This is a genomic window from Frigoribacterium sp. PvP121 (assembly GCF_017833115.1).
GTDB lineage: Bacteria > Actinomycetota > Actinomycetes > Actinomycetales > Microbacteriaceae > Frigoribacterium > Frigoribacterium endophyticum.
Window position 1 is genome coordinate 626,262 of sequence record NZ_JAFIBR010000001.1, and the last position, 25,693, is coordinate 651,954.

Annotated in this window: 25 protein-coding genes and 1 tRNA gene; 14 read left to right on the top strand and 12 right to left on the bottom strand. The window is 74.4% G+C overall.

What is annotated here, in order from left to right; genetic code table 11:
• Nucleotides 1-39: 39 nt before the first annotated feature.
• Nucleotides 40-759, bottom strand: coding sequence for a hypothetical protein (locus JOE43_RS02985; RefSeq protein WP_209514554.1), 720 nt, complete (start codon nucleotides 757-759; stop codon nucleotides 40-42).
• A gap of 140 nt (nucleotides 760-899) precedes the next feature.
• On the opposite strand from JOE43_RS02985, the gene nucS reads away from it, so the two are divergent.
• The 4 genes from nucS to JOE43_RS03005 all read left to right on the top strand — a co-directional run bounded on the left by nucS (nucleotide 900) and on the right by JOE43_RS03005 (nucleotide 3,943).
• Nucleotides 900-1,595, top strand: a complete 696-nt coding sequence (nucS, locus tag JOE43_RS02990) for an endonuclease NucS (RefSeq protein WP_209514556.1) — start codon at nucleotides 900-902, stop codon at nucleotides 1,593-1,595.
• Nucleotides 1,596-1,699: 104 nt separating this feature from the next.
• Nucleotides 1,700-1,897, top strand: a complete 198-nt coding sequence (locus JOE43_RS02995; protein WP_209514558.1) for a hypothetical protein — start codon at nucleotides 1,700-1,702, stop codon at nucleotides 1,895-1,897.
• Nucleotides 1,898-1,934: 37 nt separating this feature from the next.
• Nucleotides 1,935-2,609, top strand: coding sequence for an HAD hydrolase-like protein (locus JOE43_RS03000; protein WP_209514559.1), 675 nt, complete (start codon nucleotides 1,935-1,937; stop codon nucleotides 2,607-2,609).
• Entirely contained in the window at nucleotides 2,606-3,943 is a 1,338-nt protein-coding gene (locus tag JOE43_RS03005) for an MFS transporter (RefSeq protein WP_307803214.1), read from the top strand. Before JOE43_RS03000 ends, JOE43_RS03005 begins: the two co-directional genes overlap by 4 nt.
• Before the next feature lie 304 nt (nucleotides 3,944-4,247).
• Here the strand turns inward: JOE43_RS03005 and JOE43_RS03010 are convergent, their stop codons facing one another.
• Nucleotides 4,248-5,141, bottom strand: a complete 894-nt coding sequence (locus tag JOE43_RS03010) for an SDR family oxidoreductase (protein ID WP_209514561.1) — start codon at nucleotides 5,139-5,141, stop codon at nucleotides 4,248-4,250.
• Between the two features lie 182 nt (nucleotides 5,142-5,323).
• Here JOE43_RS03010 and JOE43_RS03015 point away from each other — a divergent pair, with 182 nt between their 5' ends.
• Nucleotides 5,324-6,238: a cation diffusion facilitator family transporter gene (locus JOE43_RS03015; protein WP_209514564.1), complete on the top strand. Its 915-nt coding sequence runs from the start codon at nucleotides 5,324-5,326 to the stop codon at nucleotides 6,236-6,238.
• Nucleotides 6,239-6,307: 69 nt separating this feature from the next.
• Here the strand turns inward: JOE43_RS03015 and JOE43_RS03020 are convergent, their stop codons facing one another.
• The 3 genes from JOE43_RS03020 to JOE43_RS15415 are packed head-to-tail and all read right to left on the bottom strand — an operon-like array spanning nucleotide 6,308 to nucleotide 7,724.
• Nucleotides 6,308-6,748: a CrcB family protein gene (locus JOE43_RS03020; protein WP_209514566.1), complete on the bottom strand. Its 441-nt coding sequence runs from the start codon at nucleotides 6,746-6,748 to the stop codon at nucleotides 6,308-6,310.
• Nucleotides 6,745-7,224: a CrcB family protein gene (locus JOE43_RS15410; protein ID WP_307803215.1), complete on the bottom strand. Its 480-nt coding sequence runs from the start codon at nucleotides 7,222-7,224 to the stop codon at nucleotides 6,745-6,747. The genes JOE43_RS03020 and JOE43_RS15410 overlap by 4 nt, the downstream gene beginning before the upstream one ends.
• Nucleotides 7,206-7,724 carry a universal stress protein gene (locus JOE43_RS15415; RefSeq protein ID WP_056058075.1) on the bottom strand — a complete coding sequence of 173 codons (519 nt, stop codon included), beginning with the start codon at nucleotides 7,722-7,724 and terminating at the stop codon, nucleotides 7,206-7,208. The genes JOE43_RS15410 and JOE43_RS15415 overlap by 19 nt, the downstream gene beginning before the upstream one ends.
• A gap of 98 nt (nucleotides 7,725-7,822) precedes the next feature.
• Between JOE43_RS15415 and JOE43_RS03030 the strand changes: the two genes are divergently transcribed.
• Nucleotides 7,823-8,512 carry an SOS response-associated peptidase gene (locus JOE43_RS03030; RefSeq protein ID WP_209514568.1) on the top strand — a complete coding sequence of 230 codons (690 nt, stop codon included), beginning with the start codon at nucleotides 7,823-7,825 and terminating at the stop codon, nucleotides 8,510-8,512.
• A 129-nt stretch (nucleotides 8,513-8,641) separates the two neighbouring features.
• Here JOE43_RS03030 and JOE43_RS03035 read toward each other — a convergent pair whose 3' ends face one another.
• The 6 genes from JOE43_RS03035 to JOE43_RS03060 are packed head-to-tail and all read right to left on the bottom strand — an operon-like array spanning nucleotide 8,642 to nucleotide 17,032.
• Entirely contained in the window at nucleotides 8,642-9,226 is a 585-nt protein-coding gene (locus JOE43_RS03035) for a hypothetical protein (RefSeq protein WP_209514570.1), read from the bottom strand.
• Complete coding sequence (eccCa, locus tag JOE43_RS03040; RefSeq protein WP_209514572.1) at nucleotides 9,223-13,218, bottom strand: type VII secretion protein EccCa; 3,996 nt, start codon at nucleotides 13,216-13,218, stop codon at nucleotides 9,223-9,225. Before eccCa ends, JOE43_RS03035 begins: the two co-directional genes overlap by 4 nt.
• Nucleotides 13,215-14,231, bottom strand: a complete 1,017-nt coding sequence (locus tag JOE43_RS03045) for a hypothetical protein (protein WP_209514574.1) — start codon at nucleotides 14,229-14,231, stop codon at nucleotides 13,215-13,217. The genes eccCa and JOE43_RS03045 overlap by 4 nt, the downstream gene beginning before the upstream one ends.
• Nucleotides 14,228-15,556 (bottom strand): EsaB/YukD family protein, encoded by a 1,329-nt coding sequence (locus JOE43_RS03050; protein ID WP_209514582.1) that lies wholly within the window; start codon nucleotides 15,554-15,556, stop codon nucleotides 14,228-14,230. The genes JOE43_RS03045 and JOE43_RS03050 overlap by 4 nt, the downstream gene beginning before the upstream one ends.
• The gene (locus JOE43_RS03055; RefSeq protein ID WP_209514584.1) at nucleotides 15,553-15,903 is read right to left on the bottom strand and encodes a hypothetical protein; all 351 of its coding nucleotides are present in this window, start codon (nucleotides 15,901-15,903) and stop codon (nucleotides 15,553-15,555) included. The genes JOE43_RS03050 and JOE43_RS03055 overlap by 4 nt, the downstream gene beginning before the upstream one ends.
• Nucleotides 15,893-17,032, bottom strand: coding sequence for an FHA domain-containing protein (locus tag JOE43_RS03060; protein WP_209514586.1), 1,140 nt, complete (start codon nucleotides 17,030-17,032; stop codon nucleotides 15,893-15,895). The genes JOE43_RS03055 and JOE43_RS03060 overlap by 11 nt, the downstream gene beginning before the upstream one ends.
• Nucleotides 17,033-17,300: 268 nt before the next feature.
• Between JOE43_RS03060 and JOE43_RS03065 the strand changes: the two genes are divergently transcribed.
• Together JOE43_RS03065 and JOE43_RS03070 are read left to right on the top strand one after the other, a co-directional pair.
• Nucleotides 17,301-17,639 carry a hypothetical protein gene (locus JOE43_RS03065; protein ID WP_307803216.1) on the top strand — a complete coding sequence of 113 codons (339 nt, stop codon included), beginning with the start codon at nucleotides 17,301-17,303 and terminating at the stop codon, nucleotides 17,637-17,639.
• A 12-nt stretch (nucleotides 17,640-17,651) separates the two neighbouring features.
• A complete protein-coding gene (locus JOE43_RS03070; RefSeq protein ID WP_209514588.1) occupies nucleotides 17,652-17,960 on the top strand; it encodes a pore-forming ESAT-6 family protein in 309 nt (102 codons plus the stop codon).
• A gap of 194 nt (nucleotides 17,961-18,154) precedes the next feature.
• Here the strand turns inward: JOE43_RS03070 and JOE43_RS03075 are convergent.
• A tRNA-Leu gene (locus JOE43_RS03075) sits at nucleotides 18,155-18,238 on the bottom strand.
• A 120-nt stretch (nucleotides 18,239-18,358) separates the two neighbouring features.
• On the opposite strand from JOE43_RS03075, the gene JOE43_RS03080 reads away from it, so the two are divergent.
• Genes JOE43_RS03080 through JOE43_RS03105 form a run of 6 tightly spaced genes read left to right on the top strand, consistent with a single transcriptional unit; the run spans nucleotide 18,359 to nucleotide 25,576 of the window.
• A complete protein-coding gene (locus JOE43_RS03080) occupies nucleotides 18,359-19,072 on the top strand; it encodes a DUF3662 and FHA domain-containing protein (protein ID WP_209514596.1) in 714 nt (237 codons plus the stop codon).
• Nucleotides 19,069-19,611: an FHA domain-containing protein gene (locus tag JOE43_RS03085; protein WP_209514598.1), complete on the top strand. Its 543-nt coding sequence runs from the start codon at nucleotides 19,069-19,071 to the stop codon at nucleotides 19,609-19,611. The genes JOE43_RS03080 and JOE43_RS03085 overlap by 4 nt, the downstream gene beginning before the upstream one ends.
• A gap of 5 nt (nucleotides 19,612-19,616) precedes the next feature.
• Nucleotides 19,617-20,858 carry a PP2C family serine/threonine-protein phosphatase gene (locus tag JOE43_RS03090; RefSeq protein WP_209514600.1) on the top strand — a complete coding sequence of 414 codons (1,242 nt, stop codon included), beginning with the start codon at nucleotides 19,617-19,619 and terminating at the stop codon, nucleotides 20,856-20,858.
• Nucleotides 20,845-22,311, top strand: a complete 1,467-nt coding sequence (locus tag JOE43_RS03095; RefSeq protein ID WP_209514602.1) for an FtsW/RodA/SpoVE family cell cycle protein — start codon at nucleotides 20,845-20,847, stop codon at nucleotides 22,309-22,311. The genes JOE43_RS03090 and JOE43_RS03095 overlap by 14 nt, the downstream gene beginning before the upstream one ends.
• The gene (locus JOE43_RS03100) at nucleotides 22,311-23,786 is read left to right on the top strand and encodes a penicillin-binding protein 2 (protein ID WP_209514603.1); all 1,476 of its coding nucleotides are present in this window, start codon (nucleotides 22,311-22,313) and stop codon (nucleotides 23,784-23,786) included. Before JOE43_RS03095 ends, JOE43_RS03100 begins: the two co-directional genes overlap by 1 nt.
• A complete protein-coding gene (locus JOE43_RS03105; RefSeq protein WP_209514617.1) occupies nucleotides 23,783-25,576 on the top strand; it encodes a protein kinase in 1,794 nt (597 codons plus the stop codon). Before JOE43_RS03100 ends, JOE43_RS03105 begins: the two co-directional genes overlap by 4 nt.
• The last annotated feature ends 117 nt before the right edge of the window (nucleotides 25,577-25,693 follow it).

The following is a 25,693-nucleotide window of genomic DNA, read 5'->3' on the forward strand; positions in this document are numbered from 1 at the left end:
GACGTGGTGCCTCGCGGTACACCAGTGCGCCCGCGCCGGTCAGGCGGGCTCGCCGGGCGAGCGCGGCTCGTCGACGCCGAGCGCGACCGTGTAGTCGGAGACGAGCCCCGGCACGTCGGCCCAGTCGCCGTAGTGCGCGGCCGCCTCGACGAGGTCGACGATCGCCCCGCGCACGCCCTCGGGAAGCGCCGGCACCACGCCGTGCACGTGCAGGGCCGTGGTCGTCGAGAGCACGGTGAGCGGCAGCAGCAGCTCCGAGTGCACGCGGACGCGCTCGTCGGTCGGCAGCGTGTCGACCATCGTGCGGGCCAGGTCGAGGAAGTGCTCGACGTCGGCGGGCAGCGCGAGGCCGTGCCGCACGAGCAGGTCGGCGGCGGGCAGCCGGGTCTCGGCGGGCTCGGGAAGGGCCTCGAGCACGGGCGAGGCGGCGGCGACGCCCGCCAGCACGCGGCCGAGGCGACGCATCAGCGCCTCGTTCGTGCGACGGTGCCAGACGACGACGCGGGTGCCGCTGAACGGCACGCCGGTGACGAGGCCGGCCCGGCGCAGGTCGTAGAGGGCGATGCGCACGTCGACGGGGCGGAGCCCGTGCTCACGGGCGACGACCGGGGCGTCGATCTCGTCGCCGGGCAGGTACCGGCCGGTCGCGATGTCGACGAGCATCAGGCCCGCCGGGTCGGCGCCCGGGCGGGGAGCGTGGGAGTCGCGGGTGCGGTGCGGCTGGGCGGGGCGGGTCGGGCGGGGCAGGGTCGCGCTCACGGCGGGGCCTCTCGATCGGGTGTCGGTCGGGGCACGGCCCCTCGGTCACCCCGACGGTATTTCGCATCTCGCATTCTGTCAAGGAGATATCGATGGATCGTCACGAGCCGGGCGGCCCGCTCGGCACCTAGGATCGTCGGGTGCGTCTCGTCATTGCCCGCTGCTCGGTCGACTACGCCGGCCGACTCAGCGCCCACCTCCCCCTCGCCACCCGCCTGCTGATGGTCAAGCGCGACGGCAGCCTCCTGGTGCACTCCGACGGCGGCAGCTACAAGCCGCTGAACTGGATGAGCCCGCCCTGCACCGTCCGCGTGGTCGAGCCCGACGACGACCAGAGGGAGGCGGGGGTCACCGAGCTCTGGAAGGTCACGCAGCCGAAGACGGCCGACGTGCTCGTCGTCTCGATCCACGAGGTGCTCCACGACTCGAGCCACGAGATGGGCGTCGACCCGGGCCTCACGAAGGACGGCGTCGAGGCCGACCTGCAGAAGCTCCTGGCCGAGCAGATCGAGCTGCTCGGCGAGGGCCACACCCTCGTGCGGCGCGAGTACATGACGGCCATCGGGCCGGTCGACATCCTCGCCCGGGACGCCTCGGGAGGCGCGGTGGCGGTCGAGCTGAAACGTCGCGGCGACATCGACGGCGTCGAGCAGCTGACGCGCTACCTCGAGCTGATGAACCGTGACCCTCACCTCGCGCCCGTGACCGGCGTCTTCGCGGCGCAGGAGATCAAGCCGCAGGCCCGCACGCTCGCCCACGACCGGGGCATCCGCACGCTGCTGCTCGACTACGACGCCATGCGCGGGCTGGACGACTCGCACTCGCGGCTGTTCTGAGCCCCCGCGTCACGCCCGTCGGTCCGGGTTGCGAAATGTGAATATCAGCGTAGTATTCCGGAAGGCGTCCGGGCAGGCCGGCGTCGACCCGCAGGAGGACCCGCATGACCTCGCCCATCTTCGACGCCATCGTCGCCCGTCGTGACGCGACCCCGATCTTCGAGTCGATCGTGGTCACCCGCCCCCTCGACCGGCCCGTCGAGCGCGTGGCGTCGAGGGCCGAGCCCGCGCTCGTGTCGGCGACGCCCGCCGTCGTGCTCGAGCCCGCGACGACGACCTGGCCGCTGCGCCGCGTCGGCTGACGACCCGGCGGCGCCGTCCGCTCCTAAGCTGAGGGCGATGACTCTCCCCTACACCGCCGTCCTCTACGACCTCGACGGCACGATCGCCGACTCCGCGCCCGCCATCACGGCGAGCCTCGCGTTCACCATCGAGCAGCTCGGGCTGCCCGTCCCCCCGCAGGCCGAGATGCTCGCCTGGGTGGGCCCGCCCCTGCCGCAGAGCTTCGAGGTGCGCCTGGGCCTCTCGGGCGACCGCCTCGTCGAGGCGATGAGGGTCTACCGGGCCCACTACCTCGCGCACGGGGCGCTCGACAGCCCGATCTTCCCGGGCGTACGAGAGCTCATGACCGCCGTGCACGCGGCCGGGCTGCCGACCTCGACGGCGACCTCGAAGCCGGAGACCCCGGCCACGCGCATCCTCGAGACCCACGACCTGCTGCAGTACCTCGACCTCGTGACGGGCGCCTCCGACGACGAGGTCCGCAACACGAAGGCCGACGTCGTCGCCGAGGCCCTCCGCCGCCTCGGCGAGCGCGGCGTCGACCTGTCGCGGCCCGTGCTGATCGGCGACCGCCACCACGACGTCGAGGGCGCCGCGGTGCACGGCGTGCCGACGATCATGGCGGGCTGGGGCTACGGCGACGAGGCCGAGCACGCCGGGGCCGTCGCGGTCGCGGCCACGCCCGCCGACGTCGCGGTGCTGCTCGGCGTCCCGCTGCGCGGCGCGGCGTGACGAAGGTCGGCGGGGCGGCCGTCCGCTCCGCGCCGATCTGGCTGACGACGCTCGCGATCGTGCTGATCGCGCTCAACCTGCGCGGGCCGATCGTGGCCACGGCGCCGGTGCTCGACCAGATGATCGGCGACCTGCAGCTGTCGGCGGTCGTCGCGGGGCTGCTCACGAGCATCCCGGTGCTCTGCTTCGCGCTGGCGAGCCCGCTGGCCTCGGGCCTGATCGTGAAGCTCGGCCCCGAGCGCGCGGTGTCGATCGGCCTCGCCGGCGTGCTCGTGGGCACGCTGCTGCGTGCGCTCGGCACGTCGTCGTGGCTGTACGTCGGCACGATCGTGATCGGCGTCGCCATCACCGTGGGCAACGTGGTGCTGCCGGTGATCATCCGCCGCGACTTCAGCCCCGAGCGCGTGGGCTTCGTCACGGGCATCTACACGTCGGCGCTCAACGTCGGGTCGATGATCACGTCGCTCGCGACGGCGCCGATCGCCGCGGCGGTGGGCTGGCCGCTCGCGCTGATCACCTGGGGCGTGCTCGCCGTGGTGGCGGCGGTCGTCTGGTCGATCGCGGTCGGGCCGCGGGTCGCCTTCGGCCGCGGTCGCCCGGCCGGAGTCGCGGCCGGGGTCGGCGACGCCGCCCGCGCACCCGGGGCGGCCGGCCCCGACGACGCGACCCGCGCCTCCTCGCCGGGTGCCGCGTCGGCGTCGGACGTGCTCACCGGCGGGATCTCGGTCGTCGACGAGGCGTCGGCGGCGCGCGACGCGGCCGAGCGCCGGCGCCCGCTGCTGCGCCGGGCGACCACGTGGGGCCTGATGCTGGCCTTCTCGGGGCAGGCGTTCGCGTACTACGGGCTGACGGCCTGGATGCCGACGCTGCTGCGCGACGAGGTCGGGCTGACGCGGGAGGCGGCGGGCGCGAGCTCGTCGATCTTCCAGATCCTGGCGGTCGTGGGGGCGCTCGGGGTGCCGCTGCTCGCGCTGCGGGTGCGCCCGGCGGTCGTCATCGCGATGATCGCGATCTGCTGGACGGCGATGCCGCTCGGCCTGCTCTTCGCGCCGGAGATGTGGTTCGTCTGGTCGCTCTTCGGCGGCGCCGCCCAGGGCGGCGGGATCACCATCGTGTTCATCGTGATCGTGCGGATGGCCTCGACCGACGACGACGCCCGCCGGCTCTCGGCCCTGGTGCAGGGCGGCGGGTACGCGATCGCGTCGCTCGGGCCGCTCGCGATCGGGGCGCTGCACGACGTGTCGGGCGGCTGGCAGCTGCCGATGGTCGGGGTGTTCCTGTCGACGGTGGTGCTGGGCGTCAGCGGGGTGCTGTCGTCGCGTCGCGTGCGCTGAGCCCCGGTCGGGTGCGACGGTGCGGGGCCCGGGGCCCCGGGCCCCCGGGCCCCCTGGCTCCCAGGCTGCCGGGCCCCCTGGCCCGCTCCGGCTCGGCCCGTGGCGGGAAGTGCCCGCCAGGAAGGCTGATCCAATCCGGAGCGGAACGGCCCCGCCTCAGGACAGCGCACCCCGTCCCGCTCCTCCACCCCAGAGTGGAGCACCCTCCCGCTCCTCCACTCCAGAGTGGATCAGTCTTCTCGGCGGGCATCTCCGGGACGAACCGATCCGCCCGGCACCGGCACCCGACCCCGACCCCGACGACTCAGCGCCCCCCGAACAGCCCCTCGATCGACAGCGGCGCGTGCCCCGTGAGCGTCCGCACGTCGTCGGTCACGCGCGACACCTCCCCCGACGCGATCGACGTGTAGGTGCTCACCCACGCGTCGGCCTGCCACGGCTCCGGCTGCCAGCGCTGCCGCGACTCGTACGCCTCCACGACCGTCTCCGGGTGGTAGGTGAACGGGCGGCCGAGCACGGCGCTCAGCCGGGCCACGACCTCCGAGAGGGTGAGCGCCTCGGGGCCCGTCAGCTCGTAGACCTTCCCGGCGTGCGCCTCCGGGGCCTGCAGCACCGCGGCGGCCGCGTCCGCGACGTCGGCACGCGCGACGGCCGCGACGCGCCCCTCGCCGGCCGGGCCGCGCAGCACCCCCGACTCGTCGGCGAACTCCGGCAGCACGTCGAGGTAGAAGCTGTCGCGCAGCACGGTCGTCGCGAGCCCGGACGCCGCCAGGTGCTCCTCGGTCGCCGCGTGGTCGCGGGCGAGCGTGAAGACCGCGTCGGGCCCCGCGCCCTGGAACGACGTGTAGACGACGTGGCGCACGCCCGCCTCGACCGCGGCGTCGACGAAGCCCCGGTGCTGGGCGAGGCGGTCGACCGCCTCCGCCGCGGAGACCATGAAGAGCACCTCGGCCCCGCGCAGCGCCGCCACCGACGCCTCGTGGTCGCCGTACGTCGCGACGGCGACCTCGACGTCGGCGGCGCCGAGGTCGGGAGCGCGCGAGGCGTCCCGGACGACGAGCCGCAGCGGCACGCCGGCCGCGGCGAGCGTGCGCGCGACGCGCCCGCCGACGGCGCCGGTCGCGCCCGTGACGGCCACGCGGCGGCGCAGCGTGGGCTCGGCGGACGGAGAGGACGAGGAGGCAGTGGTGTCGGTCATGCGCCCAGCCTGGCCCTCCCCCGGGTGCGGTGGTGGCGCCTCCCGCAGTTCCTGACACCGAGAATCGTCATCGACTGGGCCGCGGGCATGGTGCTGCGCGGTGCGCGCGGGTAGGTTCGTCCGCGGCGACCGCTGACGACCCCGCCCGGGCCGGCGGCTCGGGCCCCACGAGAGAGCACGAGATGGCGCACGACCACACGCACGGGCACATGGCCGCCGACGGCCGACGCCTGCGCCTCGCGATCGCCGTCGTCGCCCTCGGGCTCGTGGCCCAGGCGGTCGGCGCCGTGCTCTCGGGCTCCCTCGCGCTGCTCGCCGACAGCGGGCACATGGCCTCCGACCTGATCGGCCTCGTCGTCGCGCTCGTCGCCACGGTGGTCGCCGCCCGCCCCGCGAGCGGGCGACAGACCTACGGCTACCGGAGGGTCGAGGTCTTCGCCGCCCTCGTCAACGGGCTGCTGCTGCTCGCGGTCGCCGCCTCGGTCGCCGTCTCGGCGGTCGGCCGGCTGCTCGACCCCGGGCAGCACGAGGTGCTCGGCGTGCCGATGCTCGTCGTCGGCGTGGTCGGCGGCGCGACCAACGTCGTGGCGCTGCTCGTGCTCCGCGGCGGGGCGAGCCACTCGATCAACATGCGCGGCGCCTACCTCGAGGTGCTGGGCGACCTGCTGGGCTCGGTCGCCGTCGTCGTCGCCTCGGTCGTGGTGCTGACGACGGGCTTCGCCCAGGCCGACTCGATCGGCTCGCTCGTCATCACGGCGATGATCGTGCCGCGCGCCTGGGCGCTGCTGCGCGAGGCCGTGCGGGTGCTCTTCGGCTCGGCGCCGGGCGACATCGACCTCGACGACGTGCGCAGCCACATCGCGGGCACGCCCGGGGTCGTCTCGGCCCACGACGTGCACGCGTGGCAGATCACGAGCGGCGCGACGGTCTTCTCGGCGCACGTGGTCGTCGAGCGCGACGTGTTCTGCGACATGAAGGTCGACGAGACGCTCGACGCGCTCGACCGCTGCCTCGCCGCCCACTTCGAGGTCGAGCACGCGACCTTCCAGCTCGAGCCGGCCGACCACGCCGAGCACGAGCGCTCCACGCACGTCTGAGCCGGGGTGCGCCGCGCGCCCCGCGGGGCCGCAGTGCGCCGCCCGCGCCGTCGCGCGCCCCCCGCGCCGTCAGGCGGAGGCGACCAGCGACCCGAGCCAGAGCCCGAGCCCCGCGGCCGCCACGCCCGCGACCAGGAGGCCGAGGGCGGACGCGGCACCGGCACCGCGCCTCCCCGCGGCGAGCAGGCGGACGGTGTCGACGCTCGCCGTGCTGAAGGTCGTGTAGCCGCCCAGCAGCCCGGTGCCGAGCACCGCCCGCCAGGTCGGCGAGACGACGGCCCCTAGCGCGAGCGCGGTGAGGAGCCCGAGCAGCAGCGACCCGCTCACGTTGATCACGGCCGTGCCCCACGGGTAGGGCGAGGGGGCACCGGCACCGGCGCCAGCACCGGCACCACCGCGGCGCGAGCGACGAGCCGCGAGCGCGTCGCCCACCGCGCCGTCGACCCAGAAGCGCGCGCCCGCCCCCACCCCGCCGGCGAGGGCCGTCGCGGCGACCAGCAGCGGCGTCACCGGGAGCCCCGGGCCCCGCGGGCGCCGACGGCGATCCCCGCGGCCGCCGCGAGCACCCCGAGCAGCACCGACGCGAGCCCGTAGACCGACGCCGTCAGCACGTCGCCCGCGGCCCCGAGGGTCGCCGTCTCGGTCGCGAGCGAGCTGTAGGTCGTGAAGCCGCCGAGCACGCCCGTGCCGAGGCCGAGCCGCAGCACCCGGCGACGGCCCTCGTCGGGCCCGCCGCGGAGCAGGCGCTCCAGCAGCAGGCCGAGCACGAACGCCCCGACGACGTTGATCACGAAGATCGGCGTGTCGAAGGAGCCCGCGGGAGGCACGGCCAGCGTCACGAGGACCCGCAGCGCCGTGCCCACGGCCCCGCCCGCGACGACAAGCAGGACGAGCGGGAGGCGGCGACGGAGCGGGGTCGACGGGTCGCGCGGCGGGGTCGACGGGCTGACGGGCGGGGTCGGCGGCGTCACAGGTCGTCGTCCCACGGCAGCGCCTCGGAGCGCGCGACCGGGGCGAGCGGGACGACCACGACGGGCCGGTGCTGGCGGTGGCTGAGGTGGAGCGCGACCGACCCGGCGAAGAACTCGCGGACGCTGCCGCGGAGGCCCGCCTCGCGGCTGCCGACGACCACGAGCGGGGCGTCGACGCGGTCGGCGAGCGCGCCGAGCACGTGGGCCGGCTCGCCGGTGAGGCAGGTGGCGACCAGGTCGACTCCGCGGGCCTCCGCGATCGGCCGCAGCCGCGCCTCCAGCGCCGGGTCGAACTCGAGCTCGGCGGCCCAGCTCTGCGGGTCGAGCGGGTACGAGAGGACGGTGCCGTCGATGCCCTCGGCGAACGCCATCCGGTCGGGCTCGACGCTGACGCAGGCGAGGCCGGTGCCGAACCGCGCCGCGAGGTCGACGGCGGTCGCGACGACCCGCTCGGCGGTCGACGGCACGACCCCGACGACGACGTAGCCGCGGATGCTGCGCTCGGTGCTCTCCATGCCGCCAGTGTTCCACCGCGGGGGGCCGGGCGCGAGCACCGGGGCCGGGTCGGGCCGACCCCTGGCGCGGTGCGGCCCGGAGGCGGAGACTGGGTGGCATGTGTGGTCGCTACGTCGTCTCCCGGGCGACCTCGGAGCTGTTGCCCGACCTGCTGGCCGGGCTGCCCGACCTGCCCGACGACTTCAACGTCGCGCCGACGACCGCGGTGCCGGTGGTGCGGCAGCGCCACGGCGAGCGCGAGCTGCCCCGGGCCCGGTGGGGCCTGACGCCGTCGTGGTACCCCGACCTGAAGAAGAGGCCGCAGCCGATCAACGCGCGCATCGAGACGGTGGCGACGAACGGCATGTTCCGGCGGCCGTTCGCGCAGGCGCGCTGCATCGTGCCGGCGCTGGGCTACTACGAGTGGGTGGTGACGGAGACGGGCAAGCAGCCGCACTTCGTCCACCAGCCGGGGGCGGCCCTCGCGATGGCGGGCGTGATGAGCGCCTGGCCCGACCCCACGAAAGCCGACGACGACCCCGACAAGTGGGTGCTGTCGATGTCGATCATCACGCGCGACGCGCACGTGGCGCCCGGCGAGGTGCACGACCGCATGCCGGCCTGCCTCGCGCCCGACTCGTACGACGACTGGCTGGGCGACCACCTCGGCACGGCCGAGCTGCTGGAGCTGCTCGACCGCGACTCGCACGAGCTCGCCCACGACCTGACGCACCACCCGGTCAGCCGCGACGCCAACTCGGTGCGCAACACCGGCCCGCAGCTGATCGAGCCGGTCACGCTGGGCTGAGGAGCCGGGCGGCCTCCCCGCATCGCTCCTCCACTCCGGAGTGGATCAGCGGATCCGGCCCGTGCCTCCGGGAGCGCGCAGCACCGACCGCGGCCGTCGCCGCGCACCGGAGCGGGCGGTCCCCACGGCTCAGCCCGCGCCTCCCCCGTGGCTCGTCAGCCGCTCGCGGAGGTACGACGCCAGCGTGTCCTGGGCGCGCCGCGACTCGCCCGTCACGCGGTTCAGCGGCACGCGGCCGCCCGCGGCGAGCGCCGGGTCGCGCGGGATGACCACGAGCGACCGACGGCCGAACTCGTTCTGCAGCGACTCCTCGGCGCGGGCCGTGCGGTGCTGGCCGAAGACCCCGACGACCACGACGAGCACGCGACGGAGGCCGCCGCTCCCGTGCCGCTCGCGCACCGCCTCCAGCACGCGCCGGGCGTCGGCGGTGCCCGCGCTCGTCGTCGGCGCGACCACGACCCCGAACACGTCGGGGTCGGCGAGCAGGTCGAGCAGGGCGCCGTCGGCGTGCGGGCCGAGGTCGTGCAGCGTCAGCGACGAGTCGACCGTGCCCGCGTCGTCGCCGCCGGTCAGCCGGGCCCCGAGGTCGCCGCCCGTGTGGTCGACGAGCCGCGGCACCGAGCGGTCGCTGAGCTTCGTGAACAGGAGCGCGGTCACCGTCGTGGTGCCGACTCCCCCCGCGGTGCCCGCGACGACGACGCGCCGGCCGCTCACGACGCGCCCCCGGCGGCCGCGTCGGCACCCGCGGCGCCCGCACCCGCGGCACCAGCACCCGCCGTACCCGCGACCGGCCCCGCCTCGAACTGCGCCACCTGCACGATGCGCGGCGCCTGCCCGCGCCGCACGAGGCGACCGCGCCCCGCCGTCATCTGCTCGGCGTACACCTGCGGCAGGATCTGCCCCTCGCTCCGCTCGCCCGACATCACGAACGACGACCCGCCCGTGTCGCGCAGCGTCTGCAGCGCCGGGTCGTACATCGCCCGGGCCGACCCGGCGACCGGCCGGCTCAGCAGCACGTGCAGCCGCAGGTCGCGGGCGGACGGCAGGTACGGCAGCAGCGGCTTGAGCGGCTCGGTGCCGCCCGACGCCACGATGTCGTAGTCGTCGATCACGACGACGATGCGCGGGCCCGAGTCGCGGTCGCCGGCCTGGCGCTTCGCGAGCTCGCCCGCGACCGCCGTCGCGAGCGCCCGGGCGTCCGTCGACGTCGAGGCGTGGCCGCCGAGGTAGTCGTCGGGCACCTCGGCGACGAGGTCGCCGCGGAGGTCCATCAGGGCGACGACGAGCTCGTCGGGCGAGGCACGGTCGACGAACCCGCGCACGAGGCCGCGCAGCAGCGTCGACTTGCCCGACCGTGAGTCGCCGAAGACGAGCAGGTGCTGGTCGACCGACGGGTCGAGCAGCACGGGCTGCATGGTGTCCTGGCGCAGTCCGAAGGGCACGGCGACCGGCTCGTCGAGCGCGTCGGGCAGCTCGTCGGGCGACAGCTCGGTGGGCAGGAGGCGGATGGGCGCCGCGGCCGGGCCGTTCCAGCTCGTCGCGGAGCGCCGGGCGAGGGCCTCGAGCGCGACGCCGATGTCGTCGTCGTCGGTGTCGTCGAGCACCGGCAGCGCGACCTGCGCGAACAGGTGGTCGTCAGTCAGCACCCGCCCCGGCTGGTCGGAGCGGATGGTCTGCGCGAGCTTCCGCCCGATCACCGAGTCGGCGGGGTCGTTGAGCCGCAGCTCCACCCGGGTGCCGACCAGCGGCTGCTGGGCCATGCGCAGCTCGTTCCAGCGGGTCATGCCGAGCACGACGTGCAGACCGTAGCTGCCGCCGCGCTGCAGCAGCTCGCCGAAGGGCCCCTCGAGCTCGACGAAGTCGCTGCGCAGCTGGCCCGTGCCGTCGACGACGAGGACGACGTCGGCCGAGATCAGCTCGGGCACCTCCCCGGCGGCGTGCACACGGCGCAGCATCGCGAGCGAGTCGATGCCGTGGTCGCGGAAGACGCGCTCGCGCACGACGAGCATCGCGGCGAGCTCCTCGAGCAGGCGCAGCAGGCGGTCCTTGCTGGCGCGCGTGGCGACTCCGCCGACGTGGGGGAACCCCTCGATGCGCGACAGGCCGCCCCCGGTGAGGTCCATGCCGTAGACGGTCACCTCGCGGGGGGTGTGCGTGAGGGCGATCGAGGCGACCATCGTGCGGAGGAAGGTGCTGCGCCCGGTCTGCGGCGCCCCGATCACGGCGACGTGCCCGCCGGCGCGCGACAGGTCGAGCAGCCACGGGTCCTGCCGCTGGTGCACCGGGTCGTCGAGCAGGCCCATCGGCACGCTCAGCCCGCCCGCCCCGGGCTCGCCGACGACGCGCGAGAGCGCGAGGCGCGGCGGCAGCGGCGGCAGCCAGACCGGGTCGACGGCGGCCGGCCCCGCCATCAGGCGGTCGACGGCCTCGTCGATGACGGCGCGGCCGACGTCGGGGCGCTTGAGCTCCTCCTCGCGGTCGTCGTCGTCGGTGGAGCCGATGCCGTTGTAGGTCGGCAGCAGCAGCGGCACCGGTCGCACGTCGGCCGTCGAGAGGGCGCGCGCCGCCTCGGTGGGCAGCGGCCCGGAGACGAACCCGGCCCGGAACCTCCGGTACACCGAGGTGTCGACCTTGAGGTACCCGTAGCCGGGCACGGCGGGCAGGTGGAAGGCGTCGGGCCGGTCGAGCACGATCGAGCTCTCGGCCTCGGAGAAGGTGCGGAGGCCGATCCGGTACGAGAGGTACGTGTCGAGGCCGCGCAGCTTGCCGGCCTCGATGCGCTGGCTCGACAGCAGCAGGTGCACGCCGATCGAGCGGCCGATGCGGCCGATGGTCAGCAGCAGGTCGACGAACTCGGGCTCGGCGGTGAGCAGCTCGCCGAACTCGTCGATGACGACGAAGAGGTGCGGCATCGGCGGCAGCTCCGGCCGCTCGGCCCGCATCTCGCGGTAGTGGCTGATCGACGCGGCGCCGCCCGCGTCGCGCAGCTGCTCCTGCCGGCGCACGACCTCGCCCTGGATGCTCACGCGGGCCCGCTCGGTGAGCTGGGCGTCGTCGGCGAGGTTGTCGATCAGGCCGGCGACGTGCGGCAGGCCCTGGAACGGCGCGAACGCCGCGCCTCCCTTGTAGTCGACGAGCACCATGCTGAGGTCCTCGGGCGAGTGCGAGAGGGCGAGGCCGAGCACGAGCGTGCGGAGCAGCTCGCTCTTGCCCGAGCCGGTCGCGCCGATGCAGATGCCGTGCGGGCCCATGCCGAGCTGCGCCGACTCCTTGAGGTCGAGCAGCACCGGGGCGCCGAAGTCGTCGAGGCCGATCGGCACGCGGAGGAAGTCGCGCGGTGAGCGCGGCGTCCAGGCCGAGGCGGGCGTGAGCGTCGTGATGTCGTCGATGCCGAGCAGCTCGGTGACGCCGATCGAGCGCGCCGAGTCGACCTCGTCCTGCCGGCTGAGGCTGAGGCGCAGCGGCGTCAGGGTGCGGGCGACGGCCTCGAAGAGCTGCGGGGTGGTGGCGTCGACCGTGGCGGTCTGCACGCGCACCTGGCCGTCGTCCTCGATCCGGGCGTCGGTCACGACGGCCTGGTCGCCCTCGACGGTGATGCGCAGCGTCACGTCGGAGGGCTCGTGGAGGCGGTCGCTGAGCAGGTGCACCGTGGTCACCCCGAGGTCGGTCAGCGACAGGTCGGCGTCGGGCACCGGGATGCTCGACGCGACGTGCCCCCAGTCGTCGACGAACACCACGAGGCGCGACCCCTCGGTGCGCGCGGTGGTGCCGATCGAGCGCTTCGTGGTCGCCGCCTCCTGCGCGCGGTCGCCCAGCTCGCCGCCGATCACGGAGAGCAACGCGGAGGCGCTGCTCGCGACGCGTCGCGCCGGCACCGGTCCGTCGAGGAGGGCGTCGTCGACCGCGTGCGGCAGCAGGTCGACGCCGCGCCAGTCGGCCGCGGCGCCCTCGGGGAAGGCCGCGGCGACGTGCACGTCGTCGGGCGAGTGCAGGGCGGCGAGCTGCAGGATCATCGACCGGGCGACGCGGAGCGCCCCCTCGCGGTCGCCGAGCACGGCGACGGAGCCGGCCCGGTCGAGGTCGACCGTGATCGGCATGCCCCGCACGGTCGAGAGGTGGTCGACGACCGACTGGGCCTCGCTCACCATGATCGGGTCGAAGGGCTGCACCGGGTTCGGGTCCTCCGGCACCGACATCGGGAACCACGCGAGGTCGCCCTCGCCGATGCGGACGGAGAGGAAGTCGTCGTGCTGGCGACGGCGCTCCCAGAGGCGGGCCGGGTCGCGGACGAGCTCGAGCAGGGCGGCGGGCTCCGGGTCGAGCACGGCGGCGGTCGCGCGGACGGCGCGGGCCTTCGTGCGCATCCGGCTGCGCAGCCGCTCGAGGAAGTCGAGGTAGCGCTCGCGCTGCACCCGGCGCTGGCGCACGGCGTTGCCCCGCTGGCTCAGGGTGACCGCGAGGCCGCCGATCAGCGCGACGACGAGCAGCACGCCGCCGACGAGCAGGAAGAGCGGGTTCGAGCTGCCGCGGTAGACCACGATCATCACGACCGACGAGAGGGCGCCGACGACGGGCAGCAGGGCCTGGACGGGCACGCCGCCGACCTTGCCGTCGGCGAGCTGCGGCGGCGGGGTGACGTCCTCGTGCTCGGCGGGCTGCACCGGGCGGGTGATGCGGGTCGGGCGGTGGACGAGCCGGACGGTCATCGTCGTCCCTCCTGTCGGCGCGGGGCGGCCGCGGGGTCGGCGGCGTCGGCGGCGCGGCGGGCGCTCCGTCGCTCGGAGCCCGCCGAGCGGTCGACGTCGGGGGCGGGCCCGGGGTCGGGGCGAGCGCCGGAGGCGCGGGTCGGGCCGCCGCCGGAGCGACCGGCCCCCGGGGCGCCCACGACCGCGGCCCCGTCGGGCATCAGCGCCGCGGCGAGGCGGGCGTACGCGATGCGGGTGCGCGTGCCGAGGGCCGCGCTCCCGACCGGGCGCGACGAGCCCCGGCGCGGGTCGTGCGGGATGCGCACGACCGGCACCGTCGGGTCGTCGCCGACGGTGGTGGGCGCGGCTCGGCCGGCGCCGCCGACGTCGACGAGGGCGATGACGACGTCGGGGCGGTCGGGGTGGTCCTTGACGGCCGGCACGAGGGCGGCGGCCTCCTCCGCGGCGTGGCGGTCGGCCCGCGCCACGATGCAGACGGTGCGGCTGGCCGAGACGACCTCGCCGAGGTCGGCCCGCCAGTCGCGGACGCCCCAGTCGGTGACGACCAGCTCGAAGAAGCGGCTGATCGGGGTGACCTCGTCGAACCACGCCGCGGCGGGAGCGACCGCCCGTGACTCGTCGCGGGGGTCGAGGTCGAGGGCCCAGAGGCCCGAGGGCGTGCGCGGCAGCCCGTCGACGGCGTCGGCGGAGCGCCGGGCCGTGCGGCGTCGGCTGCTGGGCGTCGCGCCCGCGCCGGCGGGCACCCCGGCGTGCCAGAGCATGTCGCGGGTGCCCCGGGAGGCGTCGACGCCGAGCACGAGGCCCGGGCGTCGGCGAGCGAGGAGGGCCGCGACGTAGCCGGCCGTGGTGCTCGCGCCCGCCCCGCCGCGCGCCTGGACGACGCCGATGCGCCGCGACACGGGCATCGGTCGGCGCAGCACCTCGTCGACGCGGCTCAGCTCGTGCACGCGGGCCGAGACGCTGCCGACCAGGGCGAGGGGCGCCGAGCGGACGAACGCGTCGAAGGCGGTCACGAGAACGCCGCCAGCAGCTCGGCGTAGAACCCGAAGACGCCGACGAGCACCGGCAGCAGCGCGACGACGCTGAGCGCCTCGACGGTGTTGCCGAAGCGGCGGAGCGAGGCCCTCTGGTGCGCGACCGGGTCGACCGCCCCCGCGACGACGGCGACCACGACGCCCGCGGCGAGGACGACGACGAGCAGCCAGGTGGGCGCGAGGGCCTGCGCCAGCGCGCCGCCGAGCAGGCCGACGAGGGCGGCGCCCCAGAGCGCCCAGCCCTGGACGGCGATCGGCAGGGCCCGGGTCCGGGCGGCGACGACGAGCACGACGGCGACGCCGAGGCCGACCTGCCAGAGGTCGTCGGCCCCGATGAGGGCGACGGCCGTGACCGCGATCGGGCCCGCCACGGCGAAGGTGGCCCAGGTGAGGGTGCGGTAGGCGTCCGTGACGGTGACGAGCACCTCGTCGCGGCGGCCGCGGCGGCCGTCGACGACCTGGTCGTCGAGGCCCGTGAGGCCGGAGGCGCTCATCGCGTACCAGGGCAGCAGGCCGCAGACGACGACCGCGAGCACCGCGCCGACGCCGACCGCCCCCGGGTCGTCGACGCCGAGCAGGCGCAGGGCGACCGGCACGGCCGCGAGCACGACGCCGAGCACCGCTCCCCACCACGCCGTGCGGAGGCCGAGGCCGGCGCCGGCGCCGAGCCCCAGGGCGGCCCAGACGAGCACGAGGGCGATCAGCGGCAGGTCGACCGCGGGCACGAGCAGGCCGGAGGCGTCGGTCGCCACGAGCACGACCGCCAGCGGCACCGAGGCCCCCAGCGACACCGCGGTCGCGGCGGTGGCGAGCCAGCGGCCGCCGACGCGGCCGGCGACCACCGCGACCAGCACGCCGAGCAGCCAGGTGCCGCCGATCGAGGCGAGCGGCTCGACCTCGTCGAGCCGAGTGGCCACGGTCGCGAGCACGGCCGAGAGCAGGCCGATCGAGACGGCGGCCGTCGCGGTGCGAGAACGGCGGGTCCAGAGGCCGGGCCGCGACGCCAGCGACTCGGCGAGCACGTCGGTGACGTCGGCGACCTCGGGCGGCGGCGGCGCGGCGTCCTCGCGGAGCAGGCGCAGCAGCTCGCCGTCGACGACGCGCTGCTCGGCGACCGAGAGCGAGGTGTCGAGCTGCTCGCCCGTCGAGCGCACCAGTGTCAGGGGCCGCGAGACCGCTCCGGGGCGCTCGTCGAGCAGCTCCATCAGGCGCGGGATCAGCCCGCCGATCGGCTCGTCGGCCGGCACCACGAGCTCGGCCTTGCGCGTCGACCCGACGATGGTCAGGCGGGTGTAGTCGGTCATCGGGGCTCCGTGGTCGGCGTGGGGCGGGGGTCGGCGTCGCCGGTCTGCGGGGCGGAGGGGGCGTCGGTGGCCGGCACCGCGCCTCCGGAGCCGCCCGTGCCGACCTGCTGCGACTGCTGCTGCTGCACCTTCGCGGCCTCCTGGTCGGCGAGCACCGAGAGCACGAACGACGTGCCGGCGCAGCCCGCGCAGGCCACGGCGGCGATCACCAGGCTGACGACGAGGCGGCGCACGTTGTCGGTGACGACACGGCGCTCGTCGAGCTCGCCGAAGAGCAGGGCCGAGACCAGGCGCGCCCGGTGGGTCTTGACGGTCTCGAGCAGGACGACGTCGCGGTCACCGCTCACGGTGCACCTCTCCTCGGGGGTCGGGGGCCGGGCGGGAGTCGCGGGCCGGGTCGCCGGCACCGCTCGCGACGCCGACGGGGCCGGTCACGGGCGCGGGCGCCCGCTGGTCGTCGACGACGCCGGAGGGCTGCACGGCGAGGGTCCGCTCGCCCAGCTCGATCGTCCAGCCGGGCGCCGCCGGGCCGCGGAGCCCGGGCACGAGCGGCTGGCGCGTGCCGTCGGGGGCGACGAGCGACGAGCCGTTGGTCGAGCCGAGATCGGTGACCCAGAGCACGGAGCCCTGCCACTCGAGCAGCGCGTGGGTCTTCGTCAGGCTGCGGCCGAGGTCGGCCCAGGCGAACACGGGGTGCTCGTCGCCGTCGCGGAGGGCCGGGGCCCGGCCGATGACGAGGGTCGACTCGAGGTCGAGGCGTTCGCCGCTGTCGAGCACGAGCACGACCGACGCGGCGGTGGGCGCCGGGCGCCCCGAGCCGGTGCGGCCGAGGGTCGCCTCGTCGGGTCGCCACGACGACTCGGCCGGGTCGACGGCCCTCGCGGGGCCGGTCAGGGCCTCCGGAGGCGCGAGCACGGGCCGGCGGAGGACCGGCGACGAGGAGGTGAGCGGGTCGCGACCGCGGCGCAGGTCGACCGTGACCGTCTGTCGCCGCACCGAGAACCGGCCGCGGCGGTCGACGCGCAGCACCGCCGGCGGGCGCCCCGTGAGGTCGTCGACCGTGCGGAGGCGGAGGGCGAGGCGGCCGAGCGACCGGCCCCGGCCGACGAAGAGCACGACGTCGAGGGCGACGACGGCGACGGCGAGCGCCGCCGCGGCGATCTGCAGCCCGAGCGGCACGAGGGGGCCGTCGGGGCTCGTGGCCGAGGCGGAGGGAGCGGAGGAGGCGCCGGTCACGACGCCGACGACCGCCACCGCCAGCAGCACCAGCGGCACGCCCCAGTCGATCGCCACGGCGCTGCGGCGGCGGGACGGCGCGGCCGTCTGCACGCCGGCGAGCAGGCCCGAGTACGTGCCGACGGCGCTGCCCGGGGCGGCCGCGACGATCCGGACCCCGCACCAGTGGCACCACGTGGTCGCCTGCTCGAGCGGTTCGCCGCAGCGGCCGCAGCTGCGTGCGCCGACGAGGGCTCCCACCGTGGTCCTCCTGACACGGGGACGACACGAGGTCGGACGACGAGGCCCGGGGCGACCGCCCGCGTCCCCTGAGCCGGTGGTCGGGTGCCAGGCTAGTCGACCCCCCGCGTCGTAGGTCCGTCTCCGCCACGAACGGGGGCAGACCGATCTGTCGACGGCCACGGGCCGCGCAGATGTACCCCTCCGACGGGTGGCAGACCGGTCGATATCGTGATTTCCTCATGAGTCGACCACCAGGTCGACAGAGTCCGACGTTCAGGAGAAGACGATGATGAAGTTCGCCATGGGGAGCGAGACCCTCACGCAGCTGAGCCAGAAGACGAGCGGGGCCGGCGACGACCTCGGCGCCCTCGTGCGCCAGCTCGCCGACGCCGCCGAGCCGCTCGAGGGGCGCTTCAACGGTGCCGGCCGAGCCGCGTTCGACCGTTTCAAGGGCGAGGTCGACGGCATCTCCGTCGAGCTGAACGCCGCCCTGTCGTCGGTGCTCACCGGCATCACCGGCCAGAACCGCGCCTTCCTCGAGGGCGAGCAGCAGATCGCCGACGAGACCACGTCGGCACAGGCGGGCGCCGGCTTCGAGGCCGCCCGATTCGGCACGCAGGCATAGGGGGAGAGACAGATGGCCAACGCAACGGACCGCCGGGACTTCGACCTCGGCGCATCGGGCAACGCCCAGGACAACTTCAACGCGGTCGCGAGCCGCCTCGAGGCGCTCATCACGCAGCGCGACGCCGACGTGAAGACCGCCATGGCGGACTACCAGGCCGACGGCTCCAGCGAGGAGTACGCGGGCAAGGAGCAGCGCTGGAACCGCGTCGCCACCGAGGTGCGCACGATCATCAACACGCTGCGCACCTCCCTGCAGTCGAACGACGAGTCCGCCCAGACCGCGATGCAGCGCGCCAAGGCCGCGGTCGACGGCATCTAGCCCGCCCGTGGGCGAGTTCGACTCACCCGGGCCGTCACGGACGCCCGACCCCGTCGAACCCGCCCGCCCGCGTCCCCGCAGAACGGCTCACCCAGAGGGTGAGCCGTTCCGCTCTGCGCCGCAGCGGCGGCGGCGCAGCCGACAAGCACCGAGAACGAGAAAAGGCCTCCCACTGGGAGGCCTTTTCGTGTTCGTGCGCGAGGGGGGACTTGAACCCCCACGCCCTTTCGAGCACTGGCACCTGAAGCCAGCGCGTCTGCCAATTCCGCCACTCGCGCGAACTCAGCAACTCTAGCACGGTGGAGGGGCCCAGATGAGCGTCCCCAGGCCGGCCGACACCGACCTCGCACGCGACCCGGCTAAGATCGGGCGACCAGTGACCCCCGACCTGGAGACGCATGGGACTGCTCGACAACTTCGAACGTGGGCTGGAGCGCGCCGTCAACGGCGCCTTCGCCAAGACGTTCCGTTCGGGCGTCCAGCCGCTGGAGATCACGAACGCCCTGCGTCGTGAGCTCGACACGAAGGCCGCCGTCGTCTCGCGCGACCGCATCCTCGTGCCCAACGACCTCGTCGTCCGGCTGTCGGCGACGGACCACGCGAAGATGTCGGCGATCGGCCCGACCCTGATCGACGAGCTCACGCAGCTGACCCAGCGCCACGCGACCGCTCAGGGCTACGCCTTCGCCGGCCCGCTCAGCGTGCGGCTGCAGGAGGACGACTCGCTCAGCGTCGGCATCATGTCGATCGAGTCGAGCAACGTCCGCGGCGAGGTCAAGTGGCGGCCGTTCGTCGAGATCGACGGGGTGCGCCACCCGCTGGTGGGCCAGCGCACGGTCATCGGTCGCGGCAGCGACGCCGACATCACGGTGAGCGACACCGGCACGAGCCGTCAGCACGTCGAGGTCCTGTGGGACGGCCAGCACGCACAGGTCCGTGACCTGGGGTCGACGAACGGCTCGAAGCTGAACGGGTCGCCGCTCAAGAAGTCGCCCCTGCTGCCCGACTCCACGATCGAGATCGGTCGTACGCGTATCGTGTTCCGCGTGCTCCCCCTGTCCTCGACGCCCGACCCCTTCGCCGGGCCCGACTCCCGGGAGGCCCGTCGATGACCAGCGAGCTCACCCTCCTCGCCCTCCGGTTCGGCTTCCTGGCCGTGCTGTGGCTCTTCGTCTTCGCGATCGTGTTCGCGCTCCGCTCCGACCTCTTCGGCCAGCGGGCGCGCAAGCTGCCCACCGACGGCGGGGCGGGGCAGGCGCAGTCGACCGCCACCGCGCCTCCGGCACCCGCGGCTCCGCGAGCACCGGTGACGCCCGCCCCCGCAGGAGGCGCGGGTCGGCCCGCTCCCGCCGGTGACGGCCCCGCGTCCCGCCTGGTCATCACGAAGGGCGCGAAGGCCGGCCTCGAGATGCCGCTCGGCGACGGGCCGCTCACGATCGGTCGCTCGCAGGAGAGCGCCCTCGTGATCCGCGACGACTACACCTCCACGCACCACGCCCGTCTGATGCTCTGGAACGGCCGCTGGGTCGTCCAGGACCTCGACAGCACGAACGGCACCTTCCTCGCGGGCGAGCGAGTGACCGTTCCCACACCGGTGCCGGTCGGCGCCACCGTGACGATCGGGCAGACGAGCTTCGAGCTGCGACGGTAGCGCCCGTGACGCACCCCAAGAGCGCCGCGCTGTCCCACGTGGGCAAGATCCGGTCCAACAACCAGGACAGCGGCTACGCCGGCACGCAGCTGTTCGTCGTCGCCGACGGCATGGGCGGGCACGCCGGCGGCGACGTCGCCTCGGCGATCGCGATCCGCCGCATCCGCGAGACCGACAAGCAGTACACCTCGCCCGGCGACGCCGAGTTCGCGCTGCAGTCGTCGCTGATCGCCGCGAACCAGCTGCTCGCCGAGACGGTCTTCGAGCACCAGGAGCTCACCGGCATGGGCACGACCGTCAGCGCTCTGCTGCGGGTCGGCGACAGCATGACCGTCGCGCACATCGGCGACTCGCGCATCTACCTGTGGCGCGAGGGCGAGCTCAGCCAGATCACCGCCGACCACACGTTCGTGCAGCGCCTCGTCGACAGCGGCCGGATCACCGCCGAGGAGGCGGCGGTCCACCCCCGCAGGAGCGTCCTGATGCGCGTGCTCGGCGACGTCGACGCGGCGCCCGAGATCGACACCGCGACCCTCGGCACCCTGCCGGGCGACCGCTGGCTGATCTGCTCCGACGGCCTCAGCAGCTACCTGGCGGAGGACCGCATCAAGAAGGCCCTCGCGGCCGGCCTCGACCCCGAGCAGACCTGCCGTCGCCTGGTGAAGGAGACCCTCGACCACGGCGCCCCCGACAACGTCACGGTCGTCATCGTCGACGTCGACGAGTCGGGCGACTCGTCGGTCGAGCCCGCCGTGACGGTCGGCTCGGCCTCCGAGCCCCTGACCTTCGAGGGCGAGGCCGGGCGCAAGTCGCTGCGCCTGCCGAGCATCCTGCTGCACCCGCTCAAGGTCGCGACCACGCCGGAGGACAGCCACTTCGAGCCCGAGAGCGACGAGTACCTCGCCGAGCTCATCGCCGAGGACCGCCGTCGGCGTCGCCGTCGGCGCGTCACCTGGCTGGTCGCCCTCGTCGTCGCGATCGCGGCCCTGGCCGCCGGCCTCGTGCTGGCCTACCAGTGGACCCAAGACCACTACTACGTGGGCGAGCGCGAGGGCACCGTCGTCATCTACAAGGGCGTGCAGCAGAGCCTCGGGCCGATCAGCCTCAGCGAGGTCTACGAAGAGACCCCCGTCCAGGTCGACGACCTCCCCAACTACACGCAGCTGACCGTGCGCGACACGATCAACGCCGACTCGCTGAGCGACGCGCGCGCCATCGTCGAGAGGCTGACCGATGCCGCCGAGTGACGACGCGTCGACCGAGCTGATCGGCCAGTCCCGAGGAGGCGCGGGAGGCTCCCGCGGGCCCGTCACGTCGTCCGCCGCCTCCGCTCCCCCGGAGAACTTCACGCAGGCGATCACCATCCGCCTGCGTCAGCCGGCTCGGCTCCGCAACCTCGAGCTGCTGCTGCTCGTCGCCGCGGCGGGCATCTGCGCCGGCGCGATCGTGCTGGTGCAGCTGGGGGCCACGGGGGCGATCGACCCGAGCGTCCTCGTGTCGGGCTCGAGCATCCTCGGCCTGGCCCTGGTCTTCCACCTCGTCCTGCGGGTCGTCGCCCGCGAGGCCGACCCGTTCATCATGCCGATCGCGCTGACGCTCAACGGCATCGGCATCGCCGAGATCTACCGCCTCGACCTGGCCCGCGGCACCGCCGGGTGGGACGCCCTCGGCATCAAGCAGATCGCCTGGACGGCCATGGCGATGGCGATCGCCCTCGTCGCGCTGCTCGTCATCCGCAACTACCGCGTGCTGTCGCGCTACCGCTACATCGCGATGTTCGTCTCGATCGTGCTGCTGATGCTGCCGCTGGTGCCGGGCATCGGCCGCGAGGGCCTCAACGCCCGCGTCTGGATCGACCTCGGGCCCTTCTCGTTCCAGCCCGGCGAGATCGCGAAGATCACGCTCGCCGTGTTCTTCGCCGGCTACCTCGTGACCGCTCGCGACAACCTGTCGCTGATGGGCCCGAAGATCCTCGGCATGCGGTTCCCCCGCGCCCGTGACCTCGGCCCGATCCTCATCGTCTGGCTCGTGGCGATGGGCGTGCTGATCTTCCAGCGCGACCTCGGCACCTCGCTGCTCTACTTCGGCCTCTTCCTCGTGATGATCTACATCGGCACGGGGCGCGCGAGCTGGATCGTGCTCGGCCTCACGCTCTTCCTCGGCGGGGCCCTCGTCGCCAGCACCTTCCTCAGCTACGTGCAGGGCCGCTTCGCCGCCTGGCTCAACCCGTTCGACCCGGTCGAGTACAACGCCGACGGCGGGTCGTTCCAGCTCGTGACCGGCCTGTTCGGCTTCGCGAACGGAGGCCTGCTCGGCACCGGCCTCGGCCAGGGCCGCCCGCAGACGACCCCGCTGGCCGAGAGCGACTACATCTTCGCCGCCCTCGGCGAGGAGCTCGGCCTCGCCGGCATCTTCGCGATCCTCGCGCTCTACATGCTGCTGGTGTCGCGCGGCTTCCGCATCGGCTTCGTCGGCCAGGACGACTTCGGCCGCATGCTCGGCGTCGGCGTCTCGTTCGTCATCGCCCTGCAGGTCTTCGTCGTCCTCGGCGGCGTCACCCGCGTCATCCCCCTGACCGGCCTCACCGCGCCCTTCCTCGCGGCGGGCGGGTCGTCGCTCGTGGCGAACTGGATCATCGTGGCCCTGCTGCTGCGCCTGTCCGATTCGGTGCGCTCCCAACCGAGGCTGGTGGTCGGCTGATGAACAAGGAACTCAGACGCGTGAGCTTCGTCGTGCTGGCGATGTTCGTCGCGCTGCTCGTCTCGAGCACGTACATCACGGCCTTCCAGGCCGACTCGCTGCGGGCGGACAGCCGCAACTACCGCACCCTGCTCGCGAGCTACTCGGCGCAGCGCGGGCCCATCCTCGTCGACGGCCAGCCGGTCGCGCAGTCCGTGCCCGTCGACGACGTGTACGAGTTCCAGCGCACCTACCCGTCGGCCGAGCTCTACGCCCCCGTCACCGGCTACTACACGCTGGGCCAGGGGTCGCGGGGCATCGAGGACTCGATGAACGACTACCTCACCGGCAACGCGAACGCCCAGTTCTTCGACCAGGTCAACTCCGTGCTCACGGGGCAGGACCCTGAGGGCGCCACGGTCAACCTCACGATCGACCCGGCCGTGCAGCAGGCCGCGTGGGACGCCCTGGGCGAGAACTCGGGCGCCGTCGTCGCCGTCGACCCCTCGACCGGCGCGATCCTCGCGATGGTGTCGAAGGAGAGCTACGACCCGAACCTCCTCGCCAGCCACGACCGCGACGCCGTCAAGGCCTCCTACGACCAGCTCGTGGCCGACCCGGGCGACCCGCTGCAGAACAGGGCCATCCAGGGCGACCTCTACGCCCCCGGGTCGACGTTCAAGCTCGTCACGACCGCGGCGGCGCTGGAGAGCGGCGACTACACGCCCGACAGCGAGTTCCCCAACCCGGCCACGCTGACCCTGCCCGGCACCTCGACGAACATCAACAACGCCGAGGGCGGCAGCTGCGGCGGCGGCGAGACGGCGACGCTGGCGACGGCCCTGCGCCTCTCGTGCAACATCCCGATGGCCCAGCTCGGCCAGCAGCTCGGCGCCGACGCGCTGCAGGAGCAGGCGGAGGCGTTCGGCTTCGGCGACGACTCGATCGCCATCCCGCAGGCCGTGACGCCCAGCCAGTTCCCGATCACCGACGAGGACGGCGACCCCATCAGCGACGCCTCCCTCATGCTCCAGTCGTTCGGCCAGGGCTCGGACCGCGTCACGCCGCTCCAGATGGCCATGGTCTCGGCGGCGATCGCCAACGGCGGCACGCAGATGGACCCCACGCTCGTCGAGAGCGTCCTGAACCCCGACCTGAGCCCGGTCCGCGACTTCTCGCCGACCGAGTACGGCGAGCCGATCAGCGCCGACACGGCGGCCACGATGACCGACATGATGGTGCAGGACGTCGCGGACGGCGCCGCCAGCAATGCGAGAATCAGTGGTGTCGACGTGGCCGGCAAGACCGGCACGGCGGAGAACGGCCCGGGCGACCCCTACACGCTCTGGTTCACCGGCTTCGCCCCCGCGGTCGACCCCCAGGTCGCGGTGGCCGTCGTCGTCGAGAACGGCGGAGGACAGGGCCAGTCGGCCTTCGGCAACAGTGTCGCGTCACCAATCGCGAAGAAAGTACTAGAGGCGGTGCTGAACAGATGAGACCTTCCGGCGGAATCACCTTCGGTGGGCGATACCAGTTGTCGACCCGCGTCGCCATCGGCGGCATGGGCGAGGTCTGGGAAGCCACCGACCTCGTCATCGGCCGCACGGTCGCGATCAAGATCCTGAAGGACGAGTACCTGGGCGACCCCGGGTTCCTCGAGCGCTTCCGGGCCGAGGCGCGGCACGCGGCCCTCGTCAACCACGAGGGCATCGCCAACGTCTTCGACTACGGCGAGGAGGAGGGCAGCGCCTACCTCGTGATGGAGCTCGTGCCCGGCGAGGCCATGTCGACGGTGCTCGAGCGCGACCGCGTTCTCCCCACCGACAAGGTGCTCGACATCGTCGCGCAGACCGCGTCGGCCCTGCAGGCCGCCCACGCGGCGGGCCTCGTGCACCGCGACATCAAGCCGGGCAACCTGCTCGTCACGCCCGACGGGCGCGTCAAGATCACCGACTTCGGCATCGCCCGCATCGCCGACCAGGTGCCGCTGACCGCCACCGGCCAGGTGATGGGCACCGTCCAGTACCTCTCGCCCGAGCAGGCCAGCGGCCACCCCGCGTCGCCGAGCACCGACATCTACTCGCTCGGCATCGTCGCCTACGAGGCCCTCGCCGGTCGTCGCCCCTTCACGGGCGAGTCGCAGGTCGCCATCGCCATGGCCCAGATCAACGAGCAGCCGCCGGACCTCCCGGCCTCCGTCCCGGAGCCCGTCCGTCGCCTCGTGCTCTCGTGCATCGCCAAGAAGCCGGCCGACCGCCCCGCGTCCGCGTCGGCGCTCGCGCAGGCCGCCCGTGCGCTCCGCCGCGGCGACGTCGCGGCCGCCACGGTCGCCGTGCCCGCCATCGGGGTCGCCGCCGGCGCCGCCGGCGCCGAGGCCGCCACCCAGCTCTTCTCCGCACAGGACGACAGCACCCGCGCCTTCGCGCCCGCCGGCGCCGCCGCGACCACGGCCTACGTGCCCGGCTCGGCCGACCCCGACGCCCTCCGCGGCGACGAGCTCGACGACGACGAGAAGAAGAAGCGCAGCCCCTGGTTCTGGCCGCTGATCGTCCTCGGCGTGCTCGTGCTCGCCGGCGTGGTCGCCCTCGCCGCGTTCGCGCTGAACGGTGACGAGCCGGATCCCGCGCCCACGACGTCGAGCGCCCCCTCGACGACGCCGAGCCCCGAGCCGACCACCCCGACCCCCACGCCGAGCGCGACCCCCACCACGGTGCAGGTCGACTCGAGCGACTACGTCGGCCTGGCCGAGGGCGACGCCCGCTCGCAGCTGGAGGACCTGGGCCTCGTCGTCCTGTCGCAGGACAGCTCGACCCCCGCACCCGACCCTGCGGCCGACGGCACCGTCGCGAGCCTGAACCCGACCGGCAACGTGACCAAGGGCAGCACCATCACGCTCTCGATCTACCGTGCCGCGCCCCAGCCGACGCAGCCCACGGCTCCGACGGCCTCGCCGAGCACCATCCCCGCCGACGGTGCGACGACGGCGACCGTCTCGTGGCAGCCCTACCAGAACTGCCCCTCGGGGTACTCGCTGACGGGCTACACGTACACGATCACCGAGCCCGGCACGGACGCCGCCGGTGCGACCAGCGGCGGGCTGGGCACCAACGTGACGCAGGTGCAGGTGAAGTCGAGCACGGCCGGCAACGTCACGGTGTCCTACGTCGCCAACTGCGGCTCGCTGCAGAGCGCCGCCTCCGCCGGGGTGACGATCACGGCCACCACGCCCACCGACCCGGGCGCCGGCGAGTCGGACGAGCCCTCGGTCCCGGTGCCGTCCCGCTAGTCCCTCATCCGCTCCACGACGACGGCCGCGACCCCTTCCGGGGCCGCGGCCGTCGTCACGTCACGGGAGCATCACGAAGCCCTGACAATCATCCTCCCGGCGTACCGCGCGACCCGG